Origin of the sequence: Nocardia sputorum (genome assembly GCF_027924405.1) — a bacterium.
Classification (GTDB): Bacteria; Actinomycetota; Actinomycetes; order Mycobacteriales; family Mycobacteriaceae; genus Nocardia; species Nocardia sputorum.
The window spans coordinates 7228439-7250813 of sequence record NZ_AP026978.1; the positions used below are offsets into that span (position 1 = coordinate 7228439).

General features: G+C 68.7%; 17 protein-coding genes. 7 read left to right on the forward strand and 10 right to left on the reverse strand.

The window, feature by feature from the left end:
• Positions 1–56: 56 nt before the first annotated feature.
• The 5 genes from QMG86_RS32560 to dprE1 all read right to left on the reverse strand — a co-directional run bounded on the left by QMG86_RS32560 (position 57) and on the right by dprE1 (position 9839).
• Positions 57–3404 carry an arabinosyltransferase domain-containing protein gene (locus QMG86_RS32560; protein ID WP_281876721.1) on the reverse strand — a complete coding sequence of 1116 codons (3348 nt, stop codon included), beginning with the start codon at positions 3402–3404 and terminating at the stop codon, positions 57–59.
• Positions 3405–3415: 11 nt separating this feature from the next.
• Complete coding sequence (locus tag QMG86_RS32565; protein WP_434085635.1) at positions 3416–5287, reverse strand: DUF6541 family protein; 1872 nt, start codon at positions 5285–5287, stop codon at positions 3416–3418.
• Between the two features lie 136 nt (positions 5288–5423).
• Positions 5424–7382: a galactan 5-O-arabinofuranosyltransferase gene (locus QMG86_RS32570; RefSeq protein ID WP_281881246.1), complete on the reverse strand. Its 1959-nt coding sequence runs from the start codon at positions 7380–7382 to the stop codon at positions 5424–5426.
• A 211-nt stretch (positions 7383–7593) separates the two neighbouring features.
• Positions 7594–8355: a decaprenylphospho-beta-D-erythro-pentofuranosid-2-ulose 2-reductase gene (gene dprE2 / locus QMG86_RS32575; RefSeq protein ID WP_281876723.1), complete on the reverse strand. Its 762-nt coding sequence runs from the start codon at positions 8353–8355 to the stop codon at positions 7594–7596.
• The gene (dprE1, locus tag QMG86_RS32580) at positions 8352–9839 is read right to left on the reverse strand and encodes a decaprenylphosphoryl-beta-D-ribose oxidase (RefSeq protein ID WP_281876725.1); all 1488 of its coding nucleotides are present in this window, start codon (positions 9837–9839) and stop codon (positions 8352–8354) included. The genes dprE2 and dprE1 overlap by 4 nt, the downstream gene beginning before the upstream one ends.
• A 118-nt stretch (positions 9840–9957) precedes the next feature.
• Between dprE1 and QMG86_RS32585 the strand changes: the two genes are divergently transcribed.
• Positions 9958–10413, forward strand: a complete 456-nt coding sequence (locus QMG86_RS32585) for a GtrA family protein (protein WP_281876726.1) — start codon at positions 9958–9960, stop codon at positions 10411–10413.
• Position 10414: 1 nt separating this feature from the next.
• Here the strand turns inward: QMG86_RS32585 and QMG86_RS32590 are convergent, their stop codons facing one another.
• A complete protein-coding gene (locus tag QMG86_RS32590) occupies positions 10415–11242 on the reverse strand; it encodes an alpha/beta fold hydrolase (RefSeq protein ID WP_281876727.1) in 828 nt (275 codons plus the stop codon).
• A 209-nt stretch (positions 11243–11451) separates the two neighbouring features.
• Here QMG86_RS32590 and QMG86_RS32595 point away from each other — a divergent pair, with 209 nt between their 5' ends.
• The 3 genes from QMG86_RS32595 (at position 11452) to QMG86_RS32605 (ending at position 13830) form a co-directional block, all read left to right on the forward strand.
• Positions 11452–12387: an AraC family transcriptional regulator gene (locus QMG86_RS32595; protein WP_281876728.1), complete on the forward strand. Its 936-nt coding sequence runs from the start codon at positions 11452–11454 to the stop codon at positions 12385–12387.
• Between the two features lie 360 nt (positions 12388–12747).
• A complete protein-coding gene (locus QMG86_RS32600; protein ID WP_281876729.1) occupies positions 12748–13029 on the forward strand; it encodes a hypothetical protein in 282 nt (93 codons plus the stop codon).
• A gap of 201 nt (positions 13030–13230) precedes the next feature.
• The gene (locus QMG86_RS32605; protein WP_281876730.1) at positions 13231–13830 is read left to right on the forward strand and encodes a hypothetical protein; all 600 of its coding nucleotides are present in this window, start codon (positions 13231–13233) and stop codon (positions 13828–13830) included.
• Between the two features lie 294 nt (positions 13831–14124).
• Here the strand turns inward: QMG86_RS32605 and QMG86_RS32610 are convergent, their stop codons facing one another.
• From QMG86_RS32610 to QMG86_RS32620, 3 genes are all read right to left on the reverse strand, one after another.
• Positions 14125–14784 carry a pyridoxamine 5'-phosphate oxidase family protein gene (locus tag QMG86_RS32610; RefSeq protein ID WP_281876732.1) on the reverse strand — a complete coding sequence of 220 codons (660 nt, stop codon included), beginning with the start codon at positions 14782–14784 and terminating at the stop codon, positions 14125–14127.
• 230 nt (positions 14785–15014) lie between these two features.
• Complete coding sequence (locus QMG86_RS32615; protein WP_281876733.1) at positions 15015–17201, reverse strand: molybdopterin-dependent oxidoreductase; 2187 nt, start codon at positions 17199–17201, stop codon at positions 15015–15017.
• A gap of 198 nt (positions 17202–17399) precedes the next feature.
• On the reverse strand, positions 17400–17918 hold the full coding sequence (locus tag QMG86_RS32620) for a hypothetical protein (protein ID WP_281876734.1): 519 nt from the start codon (positions 17916–17918) through the stop codon (positions 17400–17402).
• Positions 17919–18628: 710 nt separating this feature from the next.
• Between QMG86_RS32620 and QMG86_RS32625 the strand changes: the two genes are divergently transcribed.
• Together QMG86_RS32625 and QMG86_RS32630 are read left to right on the forward strand one after the other, a co-directional pair.
• Positions 18629–19204 (forward strand): DUF4282 domain-containing protein, encoded by a 576-nt coding sequence (locus QMG86_RS32625; RefSeq protein WP_281876736.1) that lies wholly within the window; start codon positions 18629–18631, stop codon positions 19202–19204.
• 204 nt (positions 19205–19408) lie between these two features.
• Positions 19409–20278 carry a helix-turn-helix domain-containing protein gene (locus QMG86_RS32630; RefSeq protein WP_281876737.1) on the forward strand — a complete coding sequence of 290 codons (870 nt, stop codon included), beginning with the start codon at positions 19409–19411 and terminating at the stop codon, positions 20276–20278.
• Positions 20279–20301: 23 nt separating this feature from the next.
• Here the strand turns inward: QMG86_RS32630 and QMG86_RS32635 are convergent, their stop codons facing one another.
• Positions 20302–20730, reverse strand: a complete 429-nt coding sequence (locus QMG86_RS32635; protein WP_281876738.1) for a MarR family winged helix-turn-helix transcriptional regulator — start codon at positions 20728–20730, stop codon at positions 20302–20304.
• 85 nt (positions 20731–20815) lie between these two features.
• On the opposite strand from QMG86_RS32635, the gene QMG86_RS32640 reads away from it, so the two are divergent.
• Positions 20816–22282 (forward strand): MFS transporter, encoded by a 1467-nt coding sequence (locus QMG86_RS32640; protein ID WP_281876739.1) that lies wholly within the window; start codon positions 20816–20818, stop codon positions 22280–22282.
• Positions 22283–22375: the final 93 nt, after the last annotated feature.

Genomic DNA, 22375 nt, shown 5'->3' on the forward strand with positions numbered 1-22375 from the left:
GTGTCTGCGCACCCATTCTCGCGTGGGACGCGGCATGGGTGCGTCCCACGGCGCGGTCAACGGACGCGGATGGGATCGTCGGTGTCCAGGCCGGTGCGGGTTTGAGGAGTGACGTGGATGGTGGCAGGAGTGGCCTTCGGGTCGTAGGGGGTGAAGCGCTCGAGGGAGCCCCAGTCGCGGGACCAGTCGTGGTCGAGGTAGGCGGGGACGGTCTGGGACTTCAGCAGCAGGCCGGTCCAGCCGAGGGGACCGCCGCCGATGTCGTCCTGCCAGGCGTTGGAGGCGTCGGAGCCGACCCGGTCGGGCAGGATGCGCCAGCGCGGGATCTCGCCGACGCCGTCCTTGTGGTCGAACGGCCGCTGGCACGGGAAAGCCAGGCCGACGTGCCAGTCGAGCAGCACCGGATCCGTGGAACCGACCACGGAATTCAGCGTGGCGAGCTTCGGCAGCCGGGGTGGGGTGACAGCCAGCCACTGCTTGGGCGTGATGTCGTTGTCCACCGCGACCAGTCGCACGGCGTTCACTTCCCCGGGCAGCCGGTCCAGCGGCACCCGCAGGTTGCGCCAGGACGGCGCGGGGCCGATGTCCAGCGGATCGATCGAGCCGAGGGTGCGTACCTCGCCGTCCGGGCCGCGGACGCCGTACTCCAGGTGCAGTTCCTGTCCGTAGGTGAGCACCCCGTCGTCGTCCACCGACCGGATCCGGCCCGCCGCGGTGATCGCGAGCACCTGGTAGGAGGGGTCGTGGCGCATGCTGTCGGTCAGGTCCAGCCGGTACCACTGGGTGGTGAGCTCGGCCTGCTGCTGCTCGCCCTCCTGGTAGCTGCCCAGCACCGGGGTCTTCGCCGGGTCGAGGCCGAACGGCAGCGCGACGGTGCTGCCGTTGACGCCCGCCTGTTCGGTGGTGCCGCCTCCGGTGCCCGCGCCGGTCGTCTTGGTGGTCTTGTTCTCGGAGTCCTTGTCGACCGAGTTCGCGCCGCCGGTGACCGTCTCCTCGGCGTCGGCGGTCAGGTCGCGCGCCACGCCGTTCGGCGTGAATCCCTTGTTCTGCGCTGCCAATCCGTCCGCGGGCGACCCGGTGAAGGGTTGCAGCAGCGAATCGGCGGTGTCGGTCTCCACCAGCACCTCGTTCGCCAGCGCGCAGGCGTCCCCGCCGACGGATTCCACGTTCGACTTGGTGATCGAGTACGCGGGGTACTGCGTGGCCGCGGCCTTGGCGAGCGAGGCGACCTCGAAGATCACCAGCAGGGCGGCCGCCACGGTCAGCGGCGCCGACGCCCACCGATCGAAACGGCGTGGCCCCGCGGCGCTTTCGCGCCGGTACGGTTCCCGGTAGTGCTGCCAGATGGCCACCAGCAGCGCCACGCCGCTGAGTCCGAGGAACAGCGTGGACAGTCCCTTGCCCGCGATCAGCGGCGCCTTGTCCCACCACGGGACACCGTAACTGGACACGTACCACCACCCGTTGGAGCCGGTGAAGGTCACCGCGAGCAGGAACAGCACGGCGGCGGCGAACAGCGCGCGATTGCGTGGCGAGCGGATGCCGGTGGTGCCCACCGCGACCGCCGCGAGCGCGGCCAGCGATCCGGCCAGTCCGGCGTACACGCCGAAGTGGTGCGTCCACTTGGTGGGGGTGAACATCATCAGGAACAGCGACGCGAACACGATGCCGAGAATGCGCACCGACGGTCCGCGCGAGGTACCGGGAATCCGGCCTTTACGCAGCACCTGCAGCACGCAGACCAGCAGGCACAGCAGCATCACCAGGACGCCGAACCGCCGCGCCAGCGATCCGTCCGGCGAGAGCATGAGCAGCGAGTCCCAGCGGGTGCGCTCGTCGAACCACGCGACGTTCGGGCCCACGATCGTGCGGACCCGGGTCGCTTCCAGCACCGTCGCGAGGGTCTGGTCGGCGAAGATCACCACGAGCACCAGCGTGCCCGCGGCCAGGCCGGGGGCCAGCAGCGCGGCGAACCGGAACACCGCGCCCGCCCGGGACGGCTCGCGCACCTTCGCGGGCGCGTTCACCGCGGCCGCGGCTTCGGCGGAACCGGCGGCGGCCGCGTCCGCGTCGGGCCCGGTCCGGACCGGGACCGCCCCGCGCGCCCGTTTGACGATGATCAGCAGCACCGGCCGGGACCCGGCGATCAGCGCCGCGATGCAGATCAGGCCGGTGGGGCCCGCCGCGAGCGAGAAGGCGGCGATGAGCACGGCCGCCGCGGCGGGCAGCAGCCGTCCGGTCGCGATGGCGCGTTCGATCGAGCACCAGGTGAGCAGCGCGCCCGCCGCGATCAGCGGCTCGGGCCGCAGACCGTTGTCGTAGGGCAGCCAGAACGCGAGGAACACCAGCCCGGCGGTCCACAGCGCCACCTTGTTGCGCCGCACCCGTGCGCCGAGGCGCGGCAACACCTCCCGGCTGATCACCAGCCAGCAGACGACCCCGGCCAGCAGTGTGGGCAGGCGCATCCACAGGCTGGCGTCGGAGATCCGGGCCATCCACGCCAGCACCTCGTAGGACCACCCGAACGGAGCCTCCGGGACCGCGAACCAGCGGTAGTAGTTCGCCATGTAGCCCGCGTGCTCGGAGGCGCGCGCCATGTTCAGGATGTAGCCGTCGTCGGAGGTGTTCGCCCCGATGACATGCCACAGCGCCAGCGTGCCGAGCACGACGCCGTCCGCGGGGGTGACCCGCCACCAGTGCGCGGGCAGGAACCGCCGCGCTTTGCGCCCGTCTGCGGTGTCCAGCAGATGCAGTGCGACGAGTGCGATCAGCGTGAACACGGCGGCGGCGATCATGGCGGCCAGCTTCAGCGGCGTGGGCGAGGAGGAGAAACGCGAGTCGATATCCGCGTGCACCCGCGCTCCGGCGAGCCGATCGGCGGCCAGGTCGGTGAACACGCCGACCAGCTGCGGCCGGATGTCCCGGCCGATCGTGGTCCGGAACGGCGTGCCGTCCTGGCGGTTCACGCCGGTGAGTTCCACGGTCGTCGCGGCGGCGTCGGACTCGATGCCGATCGTCGCGCAGGACCCGACCTCGGCCAGTGGCGCGGACAGCAGCGGAATGTCGCGCAGTACCACCGAGAGTGCGCCGTCGGCGACCGAGACCACCAGCCCCTTGGTCGCCGCCTGGCCCGACGCGACCGGGACGGTGGACAGCATCGTGCCCCCGGTGCCGAGTTCGCCGGCCAGCGAGCAGGGCAGCGTCGCGCGCAACCGTAGCGGCTCGTAGGACACCAGCGGCGCGGCCACACTCGCGGCGCCGGACTCGGGCCAGTCCAGACTCGCTCGGTCTTGCCGCACCGGCAGGATCGGGGTCAGCAATGCCAGCAGGAATCCGAGAAGCCCGGAGAGGAGGGCGATCAAGCGGATACGGGTGAACGCTCGAGAAGATCGGTCCGGTCGCACGGTGGTTGATGCTAGCTACCGTCCGGTGTGATCCCGACTGCCCCCGACGAGCGCAGCGTATGAACGTCCCACAACCAGACGTCCGACACCCGCGTCGGCGTGAATCCGAACAGCTGCGTGACGGTCTCCCGCAGCACCTCGCCGTTCTTCGTCGCGGGCAGCACCAGGACGTCGGCGCGCCAGAATCGCAGGTCGTCCAGCGCCCGAGCGCGCGCGACCGCGTCGATCGGCGGAACCACTCCGGTGTCCTGCGCTTGCACCAGCAGCGTGGCGGTCGGGCGGGCCTCGGGGCCGTAGATCCCTTTCTTGGTCGTACCGGTCGGCCCGACGAAGTAGCCACCCGCCAGCGGGAAGGAGAACTCGGCGTCGGCCTGCCAGCGCAGCGCCCGTGCGTCGGGCGGCCGGGGTGGCGGCACCAGCACCACCGAGCCGTCGCCGACGTAGCGGCGGACGGTGCCGTCGGCGAAGAAGTCCGGTGTGGGCGTCCGCTCGACCACCGGCAGGATGGTCGGGATCAACGGCAGCAGGGCACACGTGACGGCGCCGAACCACGCGAGCGGCTTCCAGTCCACCGCCGACTGCGTCCAGGTCGTCACCGCGCGTTCGGTGGCCGAAGCGAGCACGACCGCGATGGCCGGGATCGCGGCCATGCTGAGTCTGCTCTCCAGCACCGTGTTCAGCAGCGGAACGTGCTCGGCCCAGCGCCACGGCAGTTCGACGCCGGTCGGCCGCTTGCCGATCGTGGCGACCGCGCCCAGGGACAGCACCCCGAAGACCGCGATCACCGCGCTAGCGGCCCGCACCACCCGCTCGCGCCACAGCAGTCCCACGGTGATTAGCACCAGGAGCAGCAGCGGCCAGCCGAAGTACGCGTTCTGCTCGGTCGGGTTGATCGCCACGTTCTGCCCGGGAGCGAACACGCCGCCCAGCGATTCGGACGGGAATTGCACCAGCGCTTCCAGGTCGTTGCCCATCGGCCCGTGGTCGATGGACCGGTAGCTCTGCGGACCGAAGAACTGCCACCACAGCGGGATCTCCGCCAGCGCCAGCGTGATCACCGCGGCCAGCACGAGGGTGGGGGCGAGCGCACGCGTCACGTGCAGCGCGACGCGCGGAGTGTGCAGGTAGTAGACGAAGGCGAACAGCCCGAACGCGAGGGCGAAGATCAACAGCGGTTCCTCGCCGAGCGCGATCTGCATGGCGACCAGCAGGCCGAGGACGACCGCGTCGCGCACCCGCCCGCGCGGCCGTTCCGGTTCCGCCCCGCCCGCTCGCCGCGCCATCCGGATCAGCCGTCCCGCGATGATCGGAAGCAACAGCAGCACGACGAAGTTCGGGTGCGCGTTGGCGTGCGAGATCATCCCGGGCGCGAAACCGCAGAACAGCCCGCCGAGCACCGCCGCGACCCGGGACCGGACGAGCTCGCGGGCGAACAACCGGTACCAGGCGAACGCCGTCCCGCCCAGACCGACGGTGAGCACGAGCACGAACGTGACGGTGGGCCCGAACAGCAAGGTGACCGGCGTCAGCGGCACGCCGACGCCGAACATGGCCGTGTTGGCCATCATGTTCACGCCGGCGGGGAAGTTCTGCAGGTCGGTGCCGAGCGGGTTGCGCATGGTCTCCACCGAGTGCGCGGTGACGGCGAAGAACCATTCCCACATCGTCTGGTCCTGACCGCTCTTGACCAGGTAGCCGCTGTCGGTGTTGCGCCACTGACCCGACAGCACCACCGCGGCCAGCGTCAGGTAACCGACGCCGACGAGCAGATCGGCGCCACGGTCCCGAGACCGGGGGAGCCACCGGGTACGCGCGGGACCGGTGAGCACCCCGGCCGCCGTCGCTTCTTCCGTCGCGACCGCGACCGACGTCGATTCCGTCACCGAGCCGGTCTCGACGTCCTGTGCCCGTGTCACCCGCGCATCACTCCTCCACAGCGTCCTGGCGTACCCACCACGCTGTGCGTGGACCGACAAACGAGAGGGGTATCCACTTCGCGCGAGTTCAACCGCCGTGATGTCAGCGGTGGAGGGTGACCAGCGTGAACGGACCGATGTTCGTGGTAGTGAAACGCGGGTCGGCGAACAGTTCCTTGGGAAAGCTCACCGAATAACGCCGGACATTCGGATCGTTCGGATAGACGTCCTCGGCCAGCCGCAAGGTGTAGGCGTCGCCGTTGCGCCGGAACAGGAACGCGTCCGGCGCGCGCCACGGGCTCGCCGCCAGCGCGTCGAGCAACTCCTGCGACGTCTTCAGGTCGCTCCAGCTCTTGATGGTCTCCGCGCGGCCCGCGAAATCGGCGAGCGGGTTGGCGTAGTGCGAGGTGAGCGCCTGGAAGCCGAAGTAGGGGTAGAAGGAAAGGAAGCTGGTGTCGGCGGTGAGCACCACCGTCTCCGAGCGCGGCCGCCCGGTCTGCGCGATGAGCGCCTCGTCCACCTCGCGGTAGTGCGACACCGCCGAGGCGGCCCGTTTGTCGGCCCGATTTCCGTCACCGTCGGTGTCTGTGTACGCGGTGGTGATCTCCGGAGTCAGGACATGCGGGATGTCCTGCGCGAACGCCAGCGCGCCGACTGTCGCGACGACGATCGCCACGAGCCGGAACCGGGCGGGCTCGTTCAACGCCTGGTAGATCGCGCGCGCCCCCTCGACGAACCCGAACGCTCCCGCGACCGACAACAGCACCAGCAGCACCGGCTCCAGCCGGAACGACAGCAGCGTGGTGCCCGCGGCGGTCGCCACCATGGACAGCAGCGTCCACAGGTAGATCGCCGCCACCCCGATGCCCAGCGCCTGCGCCCGCCGCGACGACGCGCCACGCAGTACCAGCCAGATCGTGCCGAGCAGGCACAAGGCACCGAGCAGGGAGAACTGGAACATCGGCAGGGGCAGTTCCGCTCCTGACTCCGGCAGGTAGTGCAAGGCGGTTCCGGAGCTCGCGGTCGCGCCGCGCAGCGCCTTCGCCAGGTATGGCGCCCACACGACGAGCGCGACCAGCCCGGCGATCACCGCGATCACCATGAGCCGGACCAGCGGCGCCACCGCCGCGCGCCAGGCCGGGCGGCTCGCGTTCGTTGTCGTGCGAGCGCGCCGCGGATGATCGGCGGCGCGCTGCGCACGCACCGCCAGGAAGGCCGCCAGCAGACCCATCAAGGCGACCGCGAAGGCAGCCACGAGGAAGTAGAGGGTGTAGAACGTGGCCGCCCAGCCGAGGAACAGTCCGGCCCCGACGACCGCGCCCCACCCACCAGCGGTGCGCTGCTCGGTGCCCGCGGCCTGCCGCACGTCCTCCAGGGGCCGGTAGAGCGCCCCCCAGGCGAGCACCAGCGCGGGCGGTAGCAGCAGCACGATGACGGCGCTGTACGCCTCGGGCGCGGCGTAGGCCAGGGTGACCGCCGTGCTCGCCGCCGCGACGCCCACCGCCCAGTCCGCGCGGATCAGCTGCGACCACAGCACCAGCGCGACGACCGCGGCCACCGCGAGGAAGCCGATAGCGTACGGCTTGAACACTTCCCAGCCGTCCAGCCCGAGCAGATTCCCCACTCGCCCGCCGATCCAGAACCAGCCGGCGGGATAGAACGACGGCAGATCCGCGTACGTCATATCGCGCAGCGCGGCGGAATCGGTGAGCCGGGTGAGGAACTCGGTGCGGAACTCCTGATCCACCGAGACGCCGAACAGATACAGCTTCGTCGCCGCCAGCGGCATGCCGAGCGTGAACGTGACGAACGTCGAAAGACCGACCCAGGACAGTAGTTTCGCGACCCAGGGCCACTTGTGCAGCCGCAGCAGCGCGATGGCGACGGCGAGCAGGACCGCCGCGCCCACCTGCCCCACGGTGGTGAGCGCGCGCGTCACGTTCGAGGAGTTGAAGGCGGGCCACTGCACCAGCGAGAACGCGACGAGCCCGACGGCGGCCACCAGCGCGGCGACGAGCGCCGCGAGCGCGGCCTCGCCGGCGCCCGCGACGATCTGCCGCACCGCCAGCGACTTCCGCCCCGGCGCCGGGGCCGGATCGGCGGGCCGCGGCGGCGCTTCGTCCGTCGCCGTCGCCGTGCTCAACGGACCGCTCCGCGCTCGTCGCACTGGATTACTCGCATGGCGCCTCCGGGGTTCACAAGGGTCCACTCCGTCAGACGATAGGTGCCCGCGCGATCACCGATCACGCGGGCACCGAGCTCGTTCGCCGAAGTCAGATCGGCAGTCTGCGGAAGATCGCGCGCGGGACGTGCCGCAGCACCATCATCACGTAGCGGAAGGCTCCCGGCGCCCAGACCAGCTCCTTACCCCGCTGCGAGGCCGCGACCGCCAGCGCGGCGACGTCTTCCTTGTCGACGGTGAGCGGAGCCTCTTTGACGTGCGCCGAGAACTTGGTGCGCACCATGCCGGGCCGGATCACCAGCACGCGCGGGCCGTGCGGCCGCAGCGCTTCGCCGAGCCCGAGGTAGAACCCGTCCAGACCGGCCTTGGTCGACCCGTAGACGAAGTTCGAGCGCCGCACCCGCTCACCGGCGACCGAGGACATCGCGATGATCCGCCCGAAGCCCTGCGCCTTCATCTTCTCGCCCACCAGCACGCCGACGGAGACCGCCGCGGTGTAGTTGATCTGGGCGACCCGCACCGCCTTGCCCTGGTTCTGCCACAGCTCCTCGGGATCGCCGTCGAGGGCGAAGGCGACGATCGCGACGTCCACGTCGCCCGCGTCCCAGGCGGCGTCGATCACCTTCGGGTGGCTTTCGGTGTCGAGCGCGTCGAAGTCGATGACGTCGACCTGGCTCGCGCCCGCCGCCTTCATCTGGGCGACCGCGTCCTCGCGCAGCGGGTCACCGGGCAGTGCCGCGAGGGTGACGCGCGCGGGGCCCTTCTTCAGGTACTCCGCGCAGATCGCCAAGCCGATCTCCGAGGTGCCACCCAGCAGCAGAATCGACTGGGGGTTGCCAACGGCATTGATCACTGCAGCTCCAGCCTTCTCGCCATATCGGACATGAATACGCCTGTGGGGTCGACGCTACGACGGACCTTGATCCACTCGTCGATCCGGGGATACATCTTGTGGAAGGTCTCGGCGGTGGTCCTCGAGTCCTTCGCGGTGTACAGCCGCCCGCCGAACTCGAGCACCCGCCGGTCCAGCTCGCCGACCAGCTCGTTGAGGCCCGGCTTGATCGGGAAGTCGACGCAGATGTTCCAGCCCGGCATGGGGAAGCTCAGCGGGGCCTGGTTGCCCGGGCCGAACAGCTTGAACACGTTCAGCGCCGAGTAGTGCCCCGAGGCCTGGATGTCGACGATGATCCGCTTGAACTCCTCGACCGCCTCGGTGGGCACCACGAACTGGTACTGGAGGAAGCCGTTGGAGCCGTAGCCGCGGTTCCACTCCGCGATCATGTCCAGCGGGTGATAGAACTGCGTCAGGTTCTGCACCTTGCCGGTGTAGTTGCCGCCCATCCGGTAGTACGCCTCGCCGATGGACATCAGCGTGAGCTTGTTCATCGTCCAGTTCGGGAAGATGTCCGGGACGGTCATCAGCTGCGGCGCGTCGAACTTCAGCGGTTTGCTGCGCAGCCGCTTGGGCAGCTCGTCGAGCTTGGCCAGCCTGCCCCGGGTGATCGTGGCCCGGCCCAGCTTGGGCAGCGGGCTGATCACGTCGAACCAGGCGCTCGAGTAGGTGTAGTTCGCCTCGCTGCCGTCGCTGTGCGCGGCGATGGTCTCGTCGAGCGTCGTGGTCTTCACGCCGTCGTTGAGGAAGTAGGCGGTCTCCGTGGGCACCATCTCGATGGTGGCGCGCAGGATGATGCCGGTGAGCCCGTTGCCGCCGACGGTCGCCCAGAACAGCTTGGCGTTGCGCTTGGGGGTGATGTGCTGCACCTGCCCGTCGGCGGTGAGCAGATCGATCGAGCGCACGTGGTTGCCGAAGCTGCCCTCGCTGTGATGGTTCTTGCCGTGGATGTCGGAGGCGATCGCGCCGCCGATGGTCACCTGGCGGGTGCCGGGCAGCACCGGAACCCAGAGCCCGAACGGCAGCGCGGCCTTCATGAGCTGGTCCAGGCTGACGCCGCCGTCCACGTCCACGATGCGGGTGTCGCGGTCGATGCGGTGGATGTTGTTCAGCGCGGTCATGTCGACGACCAGGCCGCCCGCGTTCTGCGCGTGGTCGCCGTAGGAGCGGCCGAGGCCGCGGGCGATCACGCCGCGCCGCAGGTGGGCGGGCTTGCCGTCGTTGTCCTCGGCGACCATGGCGACTGCCTTGGCGATCAGTTCGGGATCGCTGGTCGAGAGCACTTCGGAAGAGGTGGGTGCGGTGCGACCCCACCCGGTCAACGTACGGGTGCGCGTCGGAAGAGTGAACGCGGTGCCCGCGGCCGGGCCGTCGTTCGCGACGCCGGCGCCTTTGTCGTTCCCGGTTGTCTTGGTGGCGGTCGGAGCTTTCGTGGACATCGGCATAGAGGCTACAGGTATGACGGCAGATGGGAGCGGGGTCGCTCTACCCATGGGTAGTGACGAACTCGTCGGTTTAGAACCGAATCACTGCCTTCGCCGGTTCGACGCTACGCTCGTCGGCGTGCAAGCCGAACCCCACCTGCCGCTTCCGGCGGAGTTGCCGCTGGTCGACGAGCCTGCCGGCAGTGATGTCGACCTCAAGACGCAGATCGTCCGGTTCACCCTCACCGGCGGGTTCTCTGCCGTCGTCGACTACGGGCTCTACAGCCTGCTGCTCAACCTGGTCGGTCTCCCGGTCGGCGTCGCCAAGTCCATCGGCTTCGTGGCGGGCACCACAACCGCCTACCTGATCAATCGCCGCTGGACCTTCCAGGCCGCGCCCAGCCGCATCCGCTTTCTGGCGGTCGTCGCGCTCTACGCGGTGACCTTCGCGGTGCAGGTCGGCATCAACAACCTGCTCTACTTCACCCTCCCCGGCGAGTGGTGGCGCCAGCCCCTGGCTTTCGTCATCGCCCAGGGCACCGCCACCGTCATCAACTTCGTCGTCCAGCGCTTGGTGATCTTCAAGATCCGCTGAGCTATCCGCTCGTCGCGGCTCGGTCGGCCAGGAAGGCTCCGACCAGGCGATTCACTTCGTCGGGGACCTCGGCGGCCGCGAGGTGTGCGGCTCCGTCGAGGACCACGAGCTGCGAGCCGGGGATGGCGTCCGCCATCACCTGGAGTTCGGGTACGGGAAAGGTACGGTCCTCGCGACCTCCGACGACCAGCGTGGGACAGGTAATCGAGGAGAAGAGGTCGCGCTGGTCCGGGCGGTCGATCACCACGGATCGGACAGCGTGCACGAGCGACGCCGGATCATTGCGGCGGGCGACGTCGAGGACCTGCCGGACGACCTGCGGGCGCGTTCGTTCGGTCGTCGGACCGAGGAATGCCCGGACCACCGATCCGGTGAGCGGCGGCCGAATCCCGCCGAGAATGCGGATCGTCATCAAGAGCATCCGATACTGCGTCCGCTGCGCGAGCGGGGCCGATGACGCTGTGCCGTTCATCAGGATCGCGGATTCGATGCGGTCGGGGAATTCGGCGGCGAAGGTGCCGCCGATCATGGCGCCCCAGGAGTTCCCGAGGAAATGGGTCCGCGGTAGTCCCAGCTGATCGAGGATGTCGACGACGCACGCGGCGCACTCGTCGAACGTGAAGGGCCGTCCGAGGCGGCTGGACCGCCCGTGTCCGGGCGGGTCGACCGCGATGGTCAGGAAATCCCCTGCGAAATAGTCGACTTGGGCATCCCAAAGGGCAGCGTCCATGAGAAGGCTCGGCCACATCACGATCGGATGCCCGCTGCCGGTCAGGACGACGTGCAGCAGCCCCAGCCGGGTGGGTATGTGAATATGCCTGCGGTCCATGAGCATTCCTTGCGGTGAGCGGCGGGTCCGCGCGAGCTCGCGCCGTAGGTTCCCGCACACGGTGACGGGTTCCGCCCGGCTACGACGCACCGGCGTCCGGGGCGGTGATCTGTACGATCGGACTCACGTTAGGCGTGGACCGTTGCGCGCTCGACCTGATCCGTGCACGGCTCTGACGGAAACGCGCACATCGGTCTGGGAGGTTGCTCGTGACGATCGCCGAGCCGTATCTCGTGGAGCGGGTCGATACCGGCGCGGTGCTGCCCCGCGAGTCGGCCGACTTCTGGGCTGAGCACGTCTGCCGTAACCAGGGCACCTTGCAGTGCCGTTTCGCCAGTCCGGCCTCGTTCCGCGGAGCGACGGCCGTGCAGCGATACGCGGGCTATCAGCTGATCGACTTCTGGTCGGACAGCATCGTCTACTCCAGAACCCGGGCGGATATCCGGCGTGACGGCGACGAGAGTCTGCGGGCGATGATCCCGACCGACGGAATATTGCGTCTTCGACAAGACGACGCCACCGCCGAGGTGTCACCGGGGCACGGCGCGGTGGTCACCAAGACACGCCCGGTGGATTTCGACCAGCCGCTGACTGCGCGTGGGTGGGTGATGAACATCCCCGCGGGCACGCTACCGCTCCAGGTCGGTGCGGGACCTGCGTTGATCGACCTTCGATCGGGCTTGGGCTCGGTCGTCGCCGGCATGGTCGGCGAACTCGGCAGGCAGCGCGCGAATGTCGACGGTCCCGAGTTCGCCTCCGCCTGTGACACGATCGTCGATCTGCTCGCCCTTTGCCTACGCCGCCGCAACGCGATGCCCACCGTGCTGGCGACGGTGGACACCGCGGTTCGGGATCACGTCCGCAGGCACGCCGACAACCCGAACCTGACACCGGCCGCAATCGCTCGAAGCCTGGGCTGGTCCCTGCGGCAGATCCAATTGGCCTTGCACCACACCGGCACCACACCGTCGGAGTTGATCCGCGCCGAGCGCCTCGACCGCGCGCACCGCCGCCTCCGCGAAGCCCCGCCCGCCCGCACCGTCGCCGACATCGCCTACGCCAGCGGCTTCCGTTCCCTCAGCGCCTTCGGCTCCGCGTTCAAAGCCCGGTTCGGGGTGACTCCGCAGGAAGCACGACGGCGCTGACGCCGTTCGGCGCTCGGCGATCTTCGAGACCTGCTGACGATCGCCCGAGCCCGTGCGGCCGCGCGCGACCCTGCCTCATCGACAATCCGATTCCGAGAGAGGTCCATCCCCGCGTCATGGCCCGCTTCCTGCTGATCAGCGGTCGAATCACGCCGCTGGTGTGGCCGCATCGAGGAACGCGACGTCGACGCGAATCCTGTCGGGTTCCGCTGCGACCGCTCTCGAACCACCTGGCTCCGGATAAGGTCATCGCTCACGCCCATTGTCCTGGATAGGAGGAAGGTTCCGATCGATACATCCCGGCACACCGCCACCGCGCCGGGTGGCGCGGCGCTGACGGGGACTGTCCTCGGTGTTGCGGTGCTCTTGTGTGTCCATCTCGAATGGTCGCCGTTCGTCGGTGATCCGACCGTCCCCGATCAGCTCGTCGGCCTGGTGATCGGCGGGATTCTGCTGAGTGTGTCCCTGCCGGTGTGGGCGATCAAAACGCTGTATCTGGTCGGCCGAGAGCGCAGGTGGTCCTGGAAGGTCGTCGCGGTGCCGGTTGTCGTGCTCGCCGGACTGATAGCCGGACTGCTCCTCCACCCTGCGGGCTCCCACTCCACCCCGCCAGAAATCGCAACCTCCACCGCCCAAGACTGACCGCGAGTGGCGCATGGTTGCGGCATCTGCCGACAAGAGATCTCCACGGTGTGCCACTCGTGGGCAGGAGGGGGCGAGTCGTGGCAGGCGGTGACGACGAGATAGGGCTGGGCCGGAGTGGATGTCGGTAATCGTGGGAACGACTGGGGAGGTTGTGCACGTGGTCAAGGATGAGCGGCGGTCATCGATCGGCTGTGGGCGGTGATCGGTACCGATCGAGAGATCGTGTGGCGGTGGGCGATGGCGGGCCATATACCGCTCACCGCCGTGGATGATTTTCGCAGACAGTCGCCGATCGAACGCGACTTCGTGGATGGGTTGCTGCTTCGGTTGAGCGGAGCCCATCTCGATGACGGAACGTTCGACAGCTTTACTGTTCCTGTCATGCTCTACAGCCGATTCATTCGGGAGGGCTGCTGGGCGGGAGAACGATTTCTCCCGAAATCGGTAAGCGGTGAATTGGAGCGGCTGGCCTCATCGTTGGCTCCAGACCAGTCGGTTCTTCCCGCGCAGGCGACCGAATTCATGGTCCGTATCGCCGACAATCCGATCCCGAGAGAGGCTGCTCTCACGGTTCGTGCCGCAATCTTCGCCAGCCGCATATCAGAGGATCTCGTGCACCCGATTGTGGGAGCTGAACGCTGGCCCACCCCGATGGCTGAGTACGACGAGGACTCGCCCGCTGCCGCAACGATGCGCCAGTTGCCGAGGCTCGTTGATCGCTGGTTGCACGACGTCATGTCCAGGGACTCGATCGAAGCCGAGGTCAGGCGACTGGCAGCCGTGCATCGGTGGCATTGACCGATCTCATCCGGTGACCGGCGAGTTCGCCGAGGTAGCGGAACGCGGCGATCGACAGTTCGATCAGCTGTCGTGAATGGGTGGATGGTAGCCGCCGCGAGACGAGACAGCCCGGCTCCCCGGACGTACGAGTCGGTGAGCCGGGCCGTGCCGGCCGATGCGGTCAGTGACGGTTGAATTCGCCGTGCGTCATTCGGTCGCGTACGCAGCCGTACCTGACCGCGAGTGGTACATGGTTGCGGCATTTGCCGAGAAGAGGTCCCATGGTGTGCCGCTCGTGCGGCGGGCCGGTGCTCAGGTTGTGGAGGATTCGCTGGCGAAGAGGCCGAGCCACTCGGGTGTGTCGGCGAGCTCGCTCTTTTCCGCCTTGGCCCCGAAATAGTCGCCGCCCTTGGCGCGGACGTTGTCGGTGCCCCACTCGCGAAGTTCGCGCGGGGCGGGGACGAGGTGCGGGATGTGCTTGCGGCAGTGAATGTAGGCTTCCTCCACGTCGACCACCACCCACTGCTGGGCGGCGCGGCCCTTGTGGTTGACGGGCAGGTCGGTGACGGTGGCGCGGAGAGCGGGGTCGTCGACGATGCGGGCCGAACCGTTGATGTGCAGTCCGATGAGGTCGCGCACGAAATCGATGAGCAATATCCCGACGTGCGGGTTCTCCAGGATATTGCCGAGGCTGGCCATGACGCCGTTGCCACGATATTCCGGATAGGCGATCGTACGGTCGTCTATCACGTGCAGGAAACCGGGCAGTCCGGCACGGAAGCTCGCGTCGCATTCGCCGCGTTTGTCGGCTGTGGCGATGAACGCCATATCCATCCGTCCAATGAATTCGATCATCGTCGGATTGAGCCGGTCGAGCACCTGGTCGTCGTAGAACCGCTGTGCCCGATCCTCTGTGCCGTACCGTTCCTGCAGCTCACGCTCACCGTGGCTGCCGTTGTGTGTGCCGGGCATCGCCGCCCCTCTGGTCGCCGGAATCCGGGGTCCACCAGGCTCGACGTTGAACCGCGGTCGTACCGAGATGCATCTATTTTAGATGATAACGGCACGGTTAAACGTCGGAATCCCGGCCTGGAATATCTCCGATTTTCGTGCGTACCAAGCATTTCGGACGATTAGCTAAAAGCCGACCGGCCGGAACTGTTTCCGGCCGGTCGGGATTTGCGGGAGCGATTCGAGGGATGTCAGGCCGGGGTCAGCGTGACCGGAACCCCATTGAACACGGCGTTTCCGGACGGCGCGTCGACCACCGAATCGTCGGTGAGCACATTGGCATTGACGCCCGCGTGCGCGCGGGCCACGGTCTGCCCGCTGTCGCCGTGGCCCCAGCCATGCGGCAGGCTCACCACGCCGGGCATGATGGCCTCGGTCGGCTCCAGCGGGACGGTCAGCGTCCCGGCGGCCGATTTCACCACCGCCTGATCGCCGAGCCCGAGCCGCTCCACATCGGCCGGATTGATATGCAAGGTGCAGCGATTCGATCCGCTCACCAACGGCGCGATGTTATGCATCCAGCTGTTGTTGGACCGCAGCTGCCGCCGCCCGATCAGCACGATCTCCGGTGCGGCGTCGGACAGCCGCGCCCGCATGCGCGCCACATCGTCCAGCAGCGGCTGCGGGGCCAGATCCACCCGCCCGCTCGCCGTGCGCAGCACGCCGGGTAGCCGCGGCCGCAACGGGCCGAGGTCGATGCCGTGCGGATTGTCCAGCAGCGCCTGCAGATTGAGCGTGCCGCCGTTCCATTCGCCGTACGGCCCGAGGCGCAACATCAGGTCGATGCGCTGCTCGGTGCTGTTCTCCCCGATCAGATCACCCCGCCGCTCCGCCAGCCCGGCCTTGTGCAGCAGACCCGCGATGACGAGTTCGTCCATGGCGGTGAGCGGGTCGACCCCGTCGGAGCCGTCGTGCGGCCTGCCGTTCAGCGCGGCCGCGAGACGAGCCAGGACAGCGGGCTCGGAGGGCCGGTCACCCAGCGGCACCAGCGGACGCGAGTAGCGGGTGTAGTTGCGCACGGCGAACTGCAGGAGCGCGAAATCGTAGTGCGGGGACTGGGTGGGGCGCGGGGGAGGCAGGATCACATCGGCGTGCTTGGTGGTCTCGTTCACGTAGCGGTCCACGCTCACCATGAAGTCGAGCTCGGCGAACGCCTCGTCCAGGCGGGCGCCGCTCGGCGCGGACAGCACCGGGTTGCCCGCGACCGTCACCAGGGCGCGGATCTGTCCCTCGCCCGGCGTGGTGATCTCGTCGGCGAGCGTCGCGACGGGCAGCTCGCCCATCGCCTCGGGCAATTCGCGGACCCGGCTGGTCCAGCGTCCGGCGCGGAACGGCCTGGTCCGGGGGATGCCGCCGGCCGCGGCGGTGGCGAACATCGCGCCGCCGGGGGAGTCGAGGTTGCCGGTCAGCGCGTTGATCGCGTCGACCAGCCACTGGGTGATCGTGCCGAATTCCGCGGTGCAGGTGCCGATGCGGGCGTACACCGCGGCGGTCGGCGCCCCCGCGAGCTCACGGGCGAGCCGCACGATCGTCGATGCGGGTACTCCAGTGCGTGCCGCGACTGTGTCCGGATCGAACGGGGCGGCGGCGCAACGCAATTCCTCCAGCCCGGTGACCTCGACGCGCAGGTCGGTCAATTGCTCGGCGAAGAGCGTGTGCACGATGCCGAACAGCAGATACGCGTCGCTGCCCGGCCGGATGAACAAATGCTCGTCGGCGAGTTTCGCGGTGCGGGTCACCCGCGGATCGACCACCACGAAGCGACCGCCCCTGCCGCGCAGCGCCTTCAGCCTGCCCGGGAAATCCGGTGCGGTGCACAGCGAGCCGTTCGATTCCAGCGGATTGGCCCCCAGCATCAGCAGATAATCGGTGCGGTCCAGGTCGGGCACCGGCACGGTCAGCGGATCACCGAACATCAGCCCACTGGCCACCTGCTTGGGCATCTGATCCGCGGTGCTGGCCGAGTAGATGTTCTTGGTGCCCAGCGCCCGCAGCAGCATCGGCACGTACAAGGTGCCCGCCACGGTGTGCGCGTTGGGGTTGCCCAAATAGGCGGCGGCCGATTGATTCCCATGCTCGGCCACGACGGCGGGAAACCGTTCGGCGATGTAATCGAAGGCTTCGTCCCAGCTCACGGTGCGCCAGGTGCCGGTCGCGCGATCGCGGATCAGCGGTTCGGTCACCCGGTCCGGATCCTCGTCGAGGTGGCCGAAGCTGGCTCCTTTAGGGCAGATGAAGCCCTTGCTGAAGGGGTCGCTGCGGTCGCCGCGGACCGAGGTCACGTGGTCGTCGGGATCCAGGGTGATGTCCAGGCCGCAGACCGCCTCACAGAGCGGGCAGGTCCGCAGCAGATTGCGCGATTGCGTGATCGGGGCCATACCCCATCTTGGCGTCCGGTCGTGAAACTGAAAAGAGAACGCTCGACATCCGTGCGCTCGATATCCGCGATGCCAAACGACCGGTACCCGGTGGCGCTCCGGGGTGGGGATCCGGAGCGCCGGGACGGATACCGGTCGCAAACAGGCCGGGTAGCGCGGCCCCGGCCCGCGATCAGCAGGTGAACTGGATCAGGGTGTTCAGCAGGCGATGGTCAGCTTGGCGCGGCGCGACGAGGTGGCGGCGCGCACGGCCGCGGCGATCGCGACGACCGGCGGCACCCAGCGGGCCTCGGCGGGAGCGACACCCCAGCAGGCCGAACCGGCCGAGAGCTGGGTGGGCGGCAGCGGGATGCCCGCTCCGTCGGTGTACACGGTGGCCCCGGCCTCGCGCAGCGCCTCCAGCGCCATCGCGGCCTTGCGGACGCCGGTGACCAGGTGGATCTCGCGACGCTCCGGGCCGGGAATCTCGATCACCGCACCGGACAGGTTGTTCGCGCGCAGGAAGCGGCGGACCTCGCCGGCCAGTTCGCCGGTGACCTCGATGCCGGACACGTTGTCGTCGGTGATCAGGCTCAGACCATTGGCCGTTTCGGCGACCGTCCACCCGCGCTGGTCGTAGTCCTGCGCAGCGGCGGTCAGCTCGGCCGCCTGGACGGAAGTCGGAAACGTGGTGCGCACTGTCTTCTCCATTCCCCGGTAGATCTCTGGGTCCTGCATTCATGGGTCGTATCGGCGGGGGCCGCCTTGGGTGTTACGCGTTATCCGAGAAAATTTCCGGAGTGTCGCCTACGTCTCATTTCCGAGAGGTTCGTTCGCGTATCGCCGGGCATCCCGAGGTGGCTCGCGGTGGTTGCCACGCAGCCACTTTCGGCCCTGGACCTGGCCACTCGCTGCGCCGGAGCTGTGAGGTCGCTGTGGATGGCCCCTAAGGGGTCGCGGGTGCGAAAACATACCGGTGGCGTGCGTTTCCGGCTGGATCCGCTCGCCGCGAGCAGGAAGGATTCTCAGCATGAGCGGTCAGGCCCGGAGGCGGCAGCGCAGCGTGACCACGCAGGGCCCCGCTCATGCCGACAACAGACACGGCATGAGCGGTCAGGCCCGGAGGCGGCAGCGCAGCGTGACCACGCAGGGCCCCGCTCATGCCGACGACAGACACAGCATGAGCGGTCAGGCCCGGAGGCGGCAGCGCAGCGTGACCACGCAGGGCCCCGCTCATGCCGACGACAGACACAGCATGAGCGGTCAGGCCCGGAGGCGGCAGCGCAGCGTGACCACGCAGGGCCCCGCTCATGCCGACGACAGACACAGCATGAGCGGTCAGGCCCGGAGGCGGCAGCGCAGCGTGACCACGCACACAGCATGAGCGTCGGGCGCGGCGGCGGTCGGCGTGACCACAGAGGGCCCGCGCATGTGGAGGAGGACCTGGCATGAGTGACGAATCCCACGACACCGGCGCGCCCGCGGACCGCCCGGTCGCGGACTCCGAGGAGTCCGAGGCCGAGCGCCGGCTCGCGTGGACGGAGTCGGCGGCCAAGCGCTTCGCCGGAGCTGCCTCCGACGAAGAACAGCCCGCCGAGCCGTTCCGCAGTCCGCGTGCCTTCGCGCAGTGGAGTGCCGCGGCCGCGCGCGCCCTGGTCGACGTGCAGTTCCACCGCCCGGCCACCCGCACGCTCTTGCCGCTCGCCTACATCCTGGGGTTGGTGTTCGCCGTCGCCGTGCCCATCACGCTGACGGTCTCGGCATGGCGGGTGTCCGCGGTGCTCGGGGTGCTCGCCGCGATACTGGGCGTCCCGCTCGGCCTGACCATCGCGGCCGCCGTGCGCCTCATGCTCGAGTTCCTGGTCAACGCCTCGCGTCTGGCGACCAGGGTGGAACACATCAGCGAGCTGGCCGACGACCTGTTCCAGGCGTTGTCGGACGTGGCGGAGCCGGTCAACCAGCTGTCCGAAGACGTTCGCGCGGTCCAGTTCTGGCGTTTCCGCAAGCGCAGCCCACGCAGGTAGGGGCGAAATCGCACCGTGCGGAAGTGGTTTGACTCGCGGTAGCCATCGGCCTGGCTGAGACACGCGCCGTGACCGCTGCGAGTTTCACTGTGAACAATGCTGTTCGGATACCCGGCACATCCACCTCGGGTGTCCGGGAAGGGCGCCCTGGACCGCTGACGGACATGATTCGCGGGGCGGCGCACGGTGAAACAGGGGGGAAGCATGGCTTTACCGCAAGGAACGACCGGATCGACCATGCCGCGGCGGCAGCTCGGCAGACACTTGCGTGACCTGCGCAACCGGGCCGGGATGACCACCCGGGTGGCCGCGCAGCAGCTGGAGTGGTCGGAAGCGAAGATCTGGCGGATCGAGACCGGTCAGACCTCGCTGCGCGGTCTCGATGTCGAAGCGATGTGCAAGGTCTACGGCGCGCCGCCCGACCTGCTCGAACCGCTGCGCGCGTTGGCGCGCGACACGAAGGCCAAAGGCTGGTGGACCGCCTACGGCGACGTGATCCCGGAGGGCTTCGACGTCTACATCGGGCTGGAAGAGGCGGCCGGCCGGCTGTTCACCTACGAGAACGAGCTGGTCCCGGGGCTGCTGCAAACCGAGGGCTACACCCGGGCGGTGTGCACGGCGGCGCACCCGGAGCTGTCCGCCGACGAGATCGACCGCAGGGTGCGCCTGCGTCAGGCCAGGCAGGCGCTGGTCACCCGCCCGGACGCGCCGCTGGAGTTGGACGCGCTGATCGACGAGGCGGTGCTGCGCCGGCGCATCGGTGGTCCGGAGGTGACCGCCGGGCAACTCGATCACCTGCTGCGGATGACCGAGTTGCCCAACGTCCGGATCCGGCTGGTGCCCGGGGATTGCGGCTATCACGACGGTATGGCCTCGGGCCGGTTCGTGCTGCTGGAGTTCCCCGATTCCGGTGAGCCGCCCGAACCGCCGGTGGTCTATCTGGAGGCCTTCACCGGACCGGTCTACGTGGACAAGGAACACGAGATCGCGCGCTTCCGAACGGCATTCGCGAGCATTGAGGCGGCGGCGGTCGATCCGCGCGCACGCATCGAGGAAGTCCGGAAATCGCTTTGACGCGCACGGCTATCCGGCGCTGATCAGCACCTCGGCGGCCCGGGCAGGTCCCAGGTGTCGCTCAAAACCGCGCGGTGGGTGGGCAGGGCCTGCTCGTAGACCGAACGGCCCTTCTCGGTGAGGCAGACGAACACGGCGCGGCGGTCTTCCGCGCACATGGTGCGCTGGACCAGGCCGTCGCGCTCCAGCCGGGCCACGGCTCGCGAGAGCGCGCTCTGGCTGAGGTAGATGTCGTTGGCCAGGTCGCTCATGCGGTAGTCGCCGCAGTTCGCGTCGACCAGCCGGTCCAGCGTCTCGAATTCGCTGAGCCCGATCCGGTGACCGTTCTGTAGCGCCTTCTCGAGTGCGCAACTCACCGCCGCATGCCGGTCGAGCAGCTCGCGCCACTCGCCGACCAGCCCGGTCGGCGCGAGGGCGCGCCGCGGTGTGCTGACGGTGGTCGGCTTCGACATGGCCCCATCTTAGTGGCCCCGCCGAATCCATGCAACAGCATTAAATGTGTTGGCATTTAATGCACACGCATGTAATGTTCCCCGCATGACTTCACCAGCAACGCTCTCGGCCGCTCAGGCGACCGATCCGGCCAGATGGTCAGCCCGGCTTTGGGGCATGCTGATCACGCTCTGCATCGTGTTGTTCCTCGACGGTCTCGACGTTTCGATGATCGGTGTCGCGTTGCCGTCCATCGGCGCGGAACTCGACCTGTCCACCTCCACCCTGCAATGGCTGGTCAGCGGCTACGTGCTCGGCTACGGCGGTCTGCTGCTGCTCGGCGGCCGCACCGCCGACCTGCTCGGGCGGCGCAAGGTCTTCCTGATCGCGCTCGCGGTCTTCGCGGTCGCCTCGCTGGCCGGTGGCCTGGTCAGCTCGGGCCCGCTGTTGATCCTCACCCGCTTCGTGAAGGGCCTCGCCGCCGCGTTCACCGCGCCGACCGGCCTGTCCATCATCACCACCAACTTCGCCGAGGGCCCGGCCAGGAACAAGGCGCTGTCCATCTACACGGTGTTCGGCGCGGGCGGCTACTCCATGGGCCTGCTGTTCGGCGGCCTGATGACCGGTGTCGGCTGGCGTTGGACGTTCCTGCTCCCGGTGCCGATCGCGCTCGCCGCGCTGGCCGCGGCCTTCGTGCTGGTGCCCAAGGATAAGCCCGCCGAGGAGGGCGGACACGACCTGCTGGGCGCGCTGCTGTCGACCTCGGCCATGTTGCTGCTGGTCTACACCGTGGTCGCCGCGCCGGAAGCCGGCTGGGCCTCGGTGCGCACCATCGGCTCGTTCGTCGCGGTCGCCGCGTTGTTCGCCGGGTTCGTCGCGGTGGAGAAGCGGGTGCGCTACCCGCTGGTGCGCCTCGGGATCCTGCGCAAGTCCTCGCTGGTCCGGGCCAGTCTCGCGATCGTCGCGGTGGCCGGTTCCTACTTCAGCTGGCAGTTCATCGTGACGCTGTACTTGCAGGACACGCTCGGCTGGTCGCCGCTGAAGCTGGCCATGGCGCTGCTGCCGGTCGGTCTGCTGGTCGTGCTGTCGGCCTTCTTCTCCGACAAGCTCGTCGATCGCTTCGGTACGGGGCCGGTGATCGGCGTGACCATGACCGTGATGGCCGTCGGCTACCTGCTTTTCCTGCGGCTGGACACCGCGCCCTCCTACCTGACGATGCTGCTGCCCGCAGTGCTGCTCATCGGCATCGGATGGGTCGGCTTCCCGGCCATCAACATCCAGGCCACCAACGGCATCGATGACGAGGAACAGGGTCTCGCCGCCGGAGTCCTGCAAACGTCCATGCAGGTCGGCGCGGCCATCGTGCTCGCGGTGACCACGGCGATCATCTCCTCCGGCGCGCATGCCGACATCTCGGCCGCCGGGATGCTCGACACCTACCGTCCGGGTCTGGAATTCGCCGCGGGCGTGTCCATCGTCGGCGCGCTGGTCGCCCTGCTCGCCTTCGTGCCGCGCTTCCGTGGTCAGGAGCGGGCAGCGGAGGAAGAGAAGGAACTGCAACTCGTCGGCTGATCGAAGTAGCCGACGCCGAGCGCCGCCACCAAGCACTGGTTGGCGGCGCTCGGCGTACGCGGCTGCTTCCGGTGGGACTCAGGTTTTCGGACG

Excerpts from the sequence above, each read along its gene's own strand:
- dprE1 (WP_281876725.1), bottom strand. The coding sequence starts at position 9,839 with ATGCCGATGTCCACGAAAGCTCCGACCGCCACCAAGACAACCGGGAAC.
- QMG86_RS32590 (WP_281876727.1), bottom strand. The coding sequence starts at position 11,242 with ATGGACCGCAGGCATATTCACATACCCACCCGGCTGGGGCTGCTGCAC.
- QMG86_RS32610 (WP_281876732.1), bottom strand. The coding sequence starts at position 14,784 with ATGCCCGGCACACACAACGGCAGCCACGGTGAGCGTGAGCTGCAGGAA.
- QMG86_RS32615 (WP_281876733.1), bottom strand. The coding sequence starts at position 17,201 with ATGGCCCCGATCACGCAATCGCGCAATCTGCTGCGGACCTGCCCGCTC.
- QMG86_RS32620 (WP_281876734.1), bottom strand. The coding sequence starts at position 17,918 with ATGCAGGACCCAGAGATCTACCGGGGAATGGAGAAGACAGTGCGCACC.
- QMG86_RS32625 (WP_281876736.1), top strand. The coding sequence starts at position 18,629 with ATGAGTGACGAATCCCACGACACCGGCGCGCCCGCGGACCGCCCGGTC.
- QMG86_RS32630 (WP_281876737.1), top strand. The coding sequence starts at position 19,409 with ATGGCTTTACCGCAAGGAACGACCGGATCGACCATGCCGCGGCGGCAG.
- QMG86_RS32635 (WP_281876738.1), bottom strand. The coding sequence starts at position 20,730 with ATGTCGAAGCCGACCACCGTCAGCACACCGCGGCGCGCCCTCGCGCCG.
- QMG86_RS32640 (WP_281876739.1), top strand. The coding sequence starts at position 20,816 with ATGACTTCACCAGCAACGCTCTCGGCCGCTCAGGCGACCGATCCGGCC.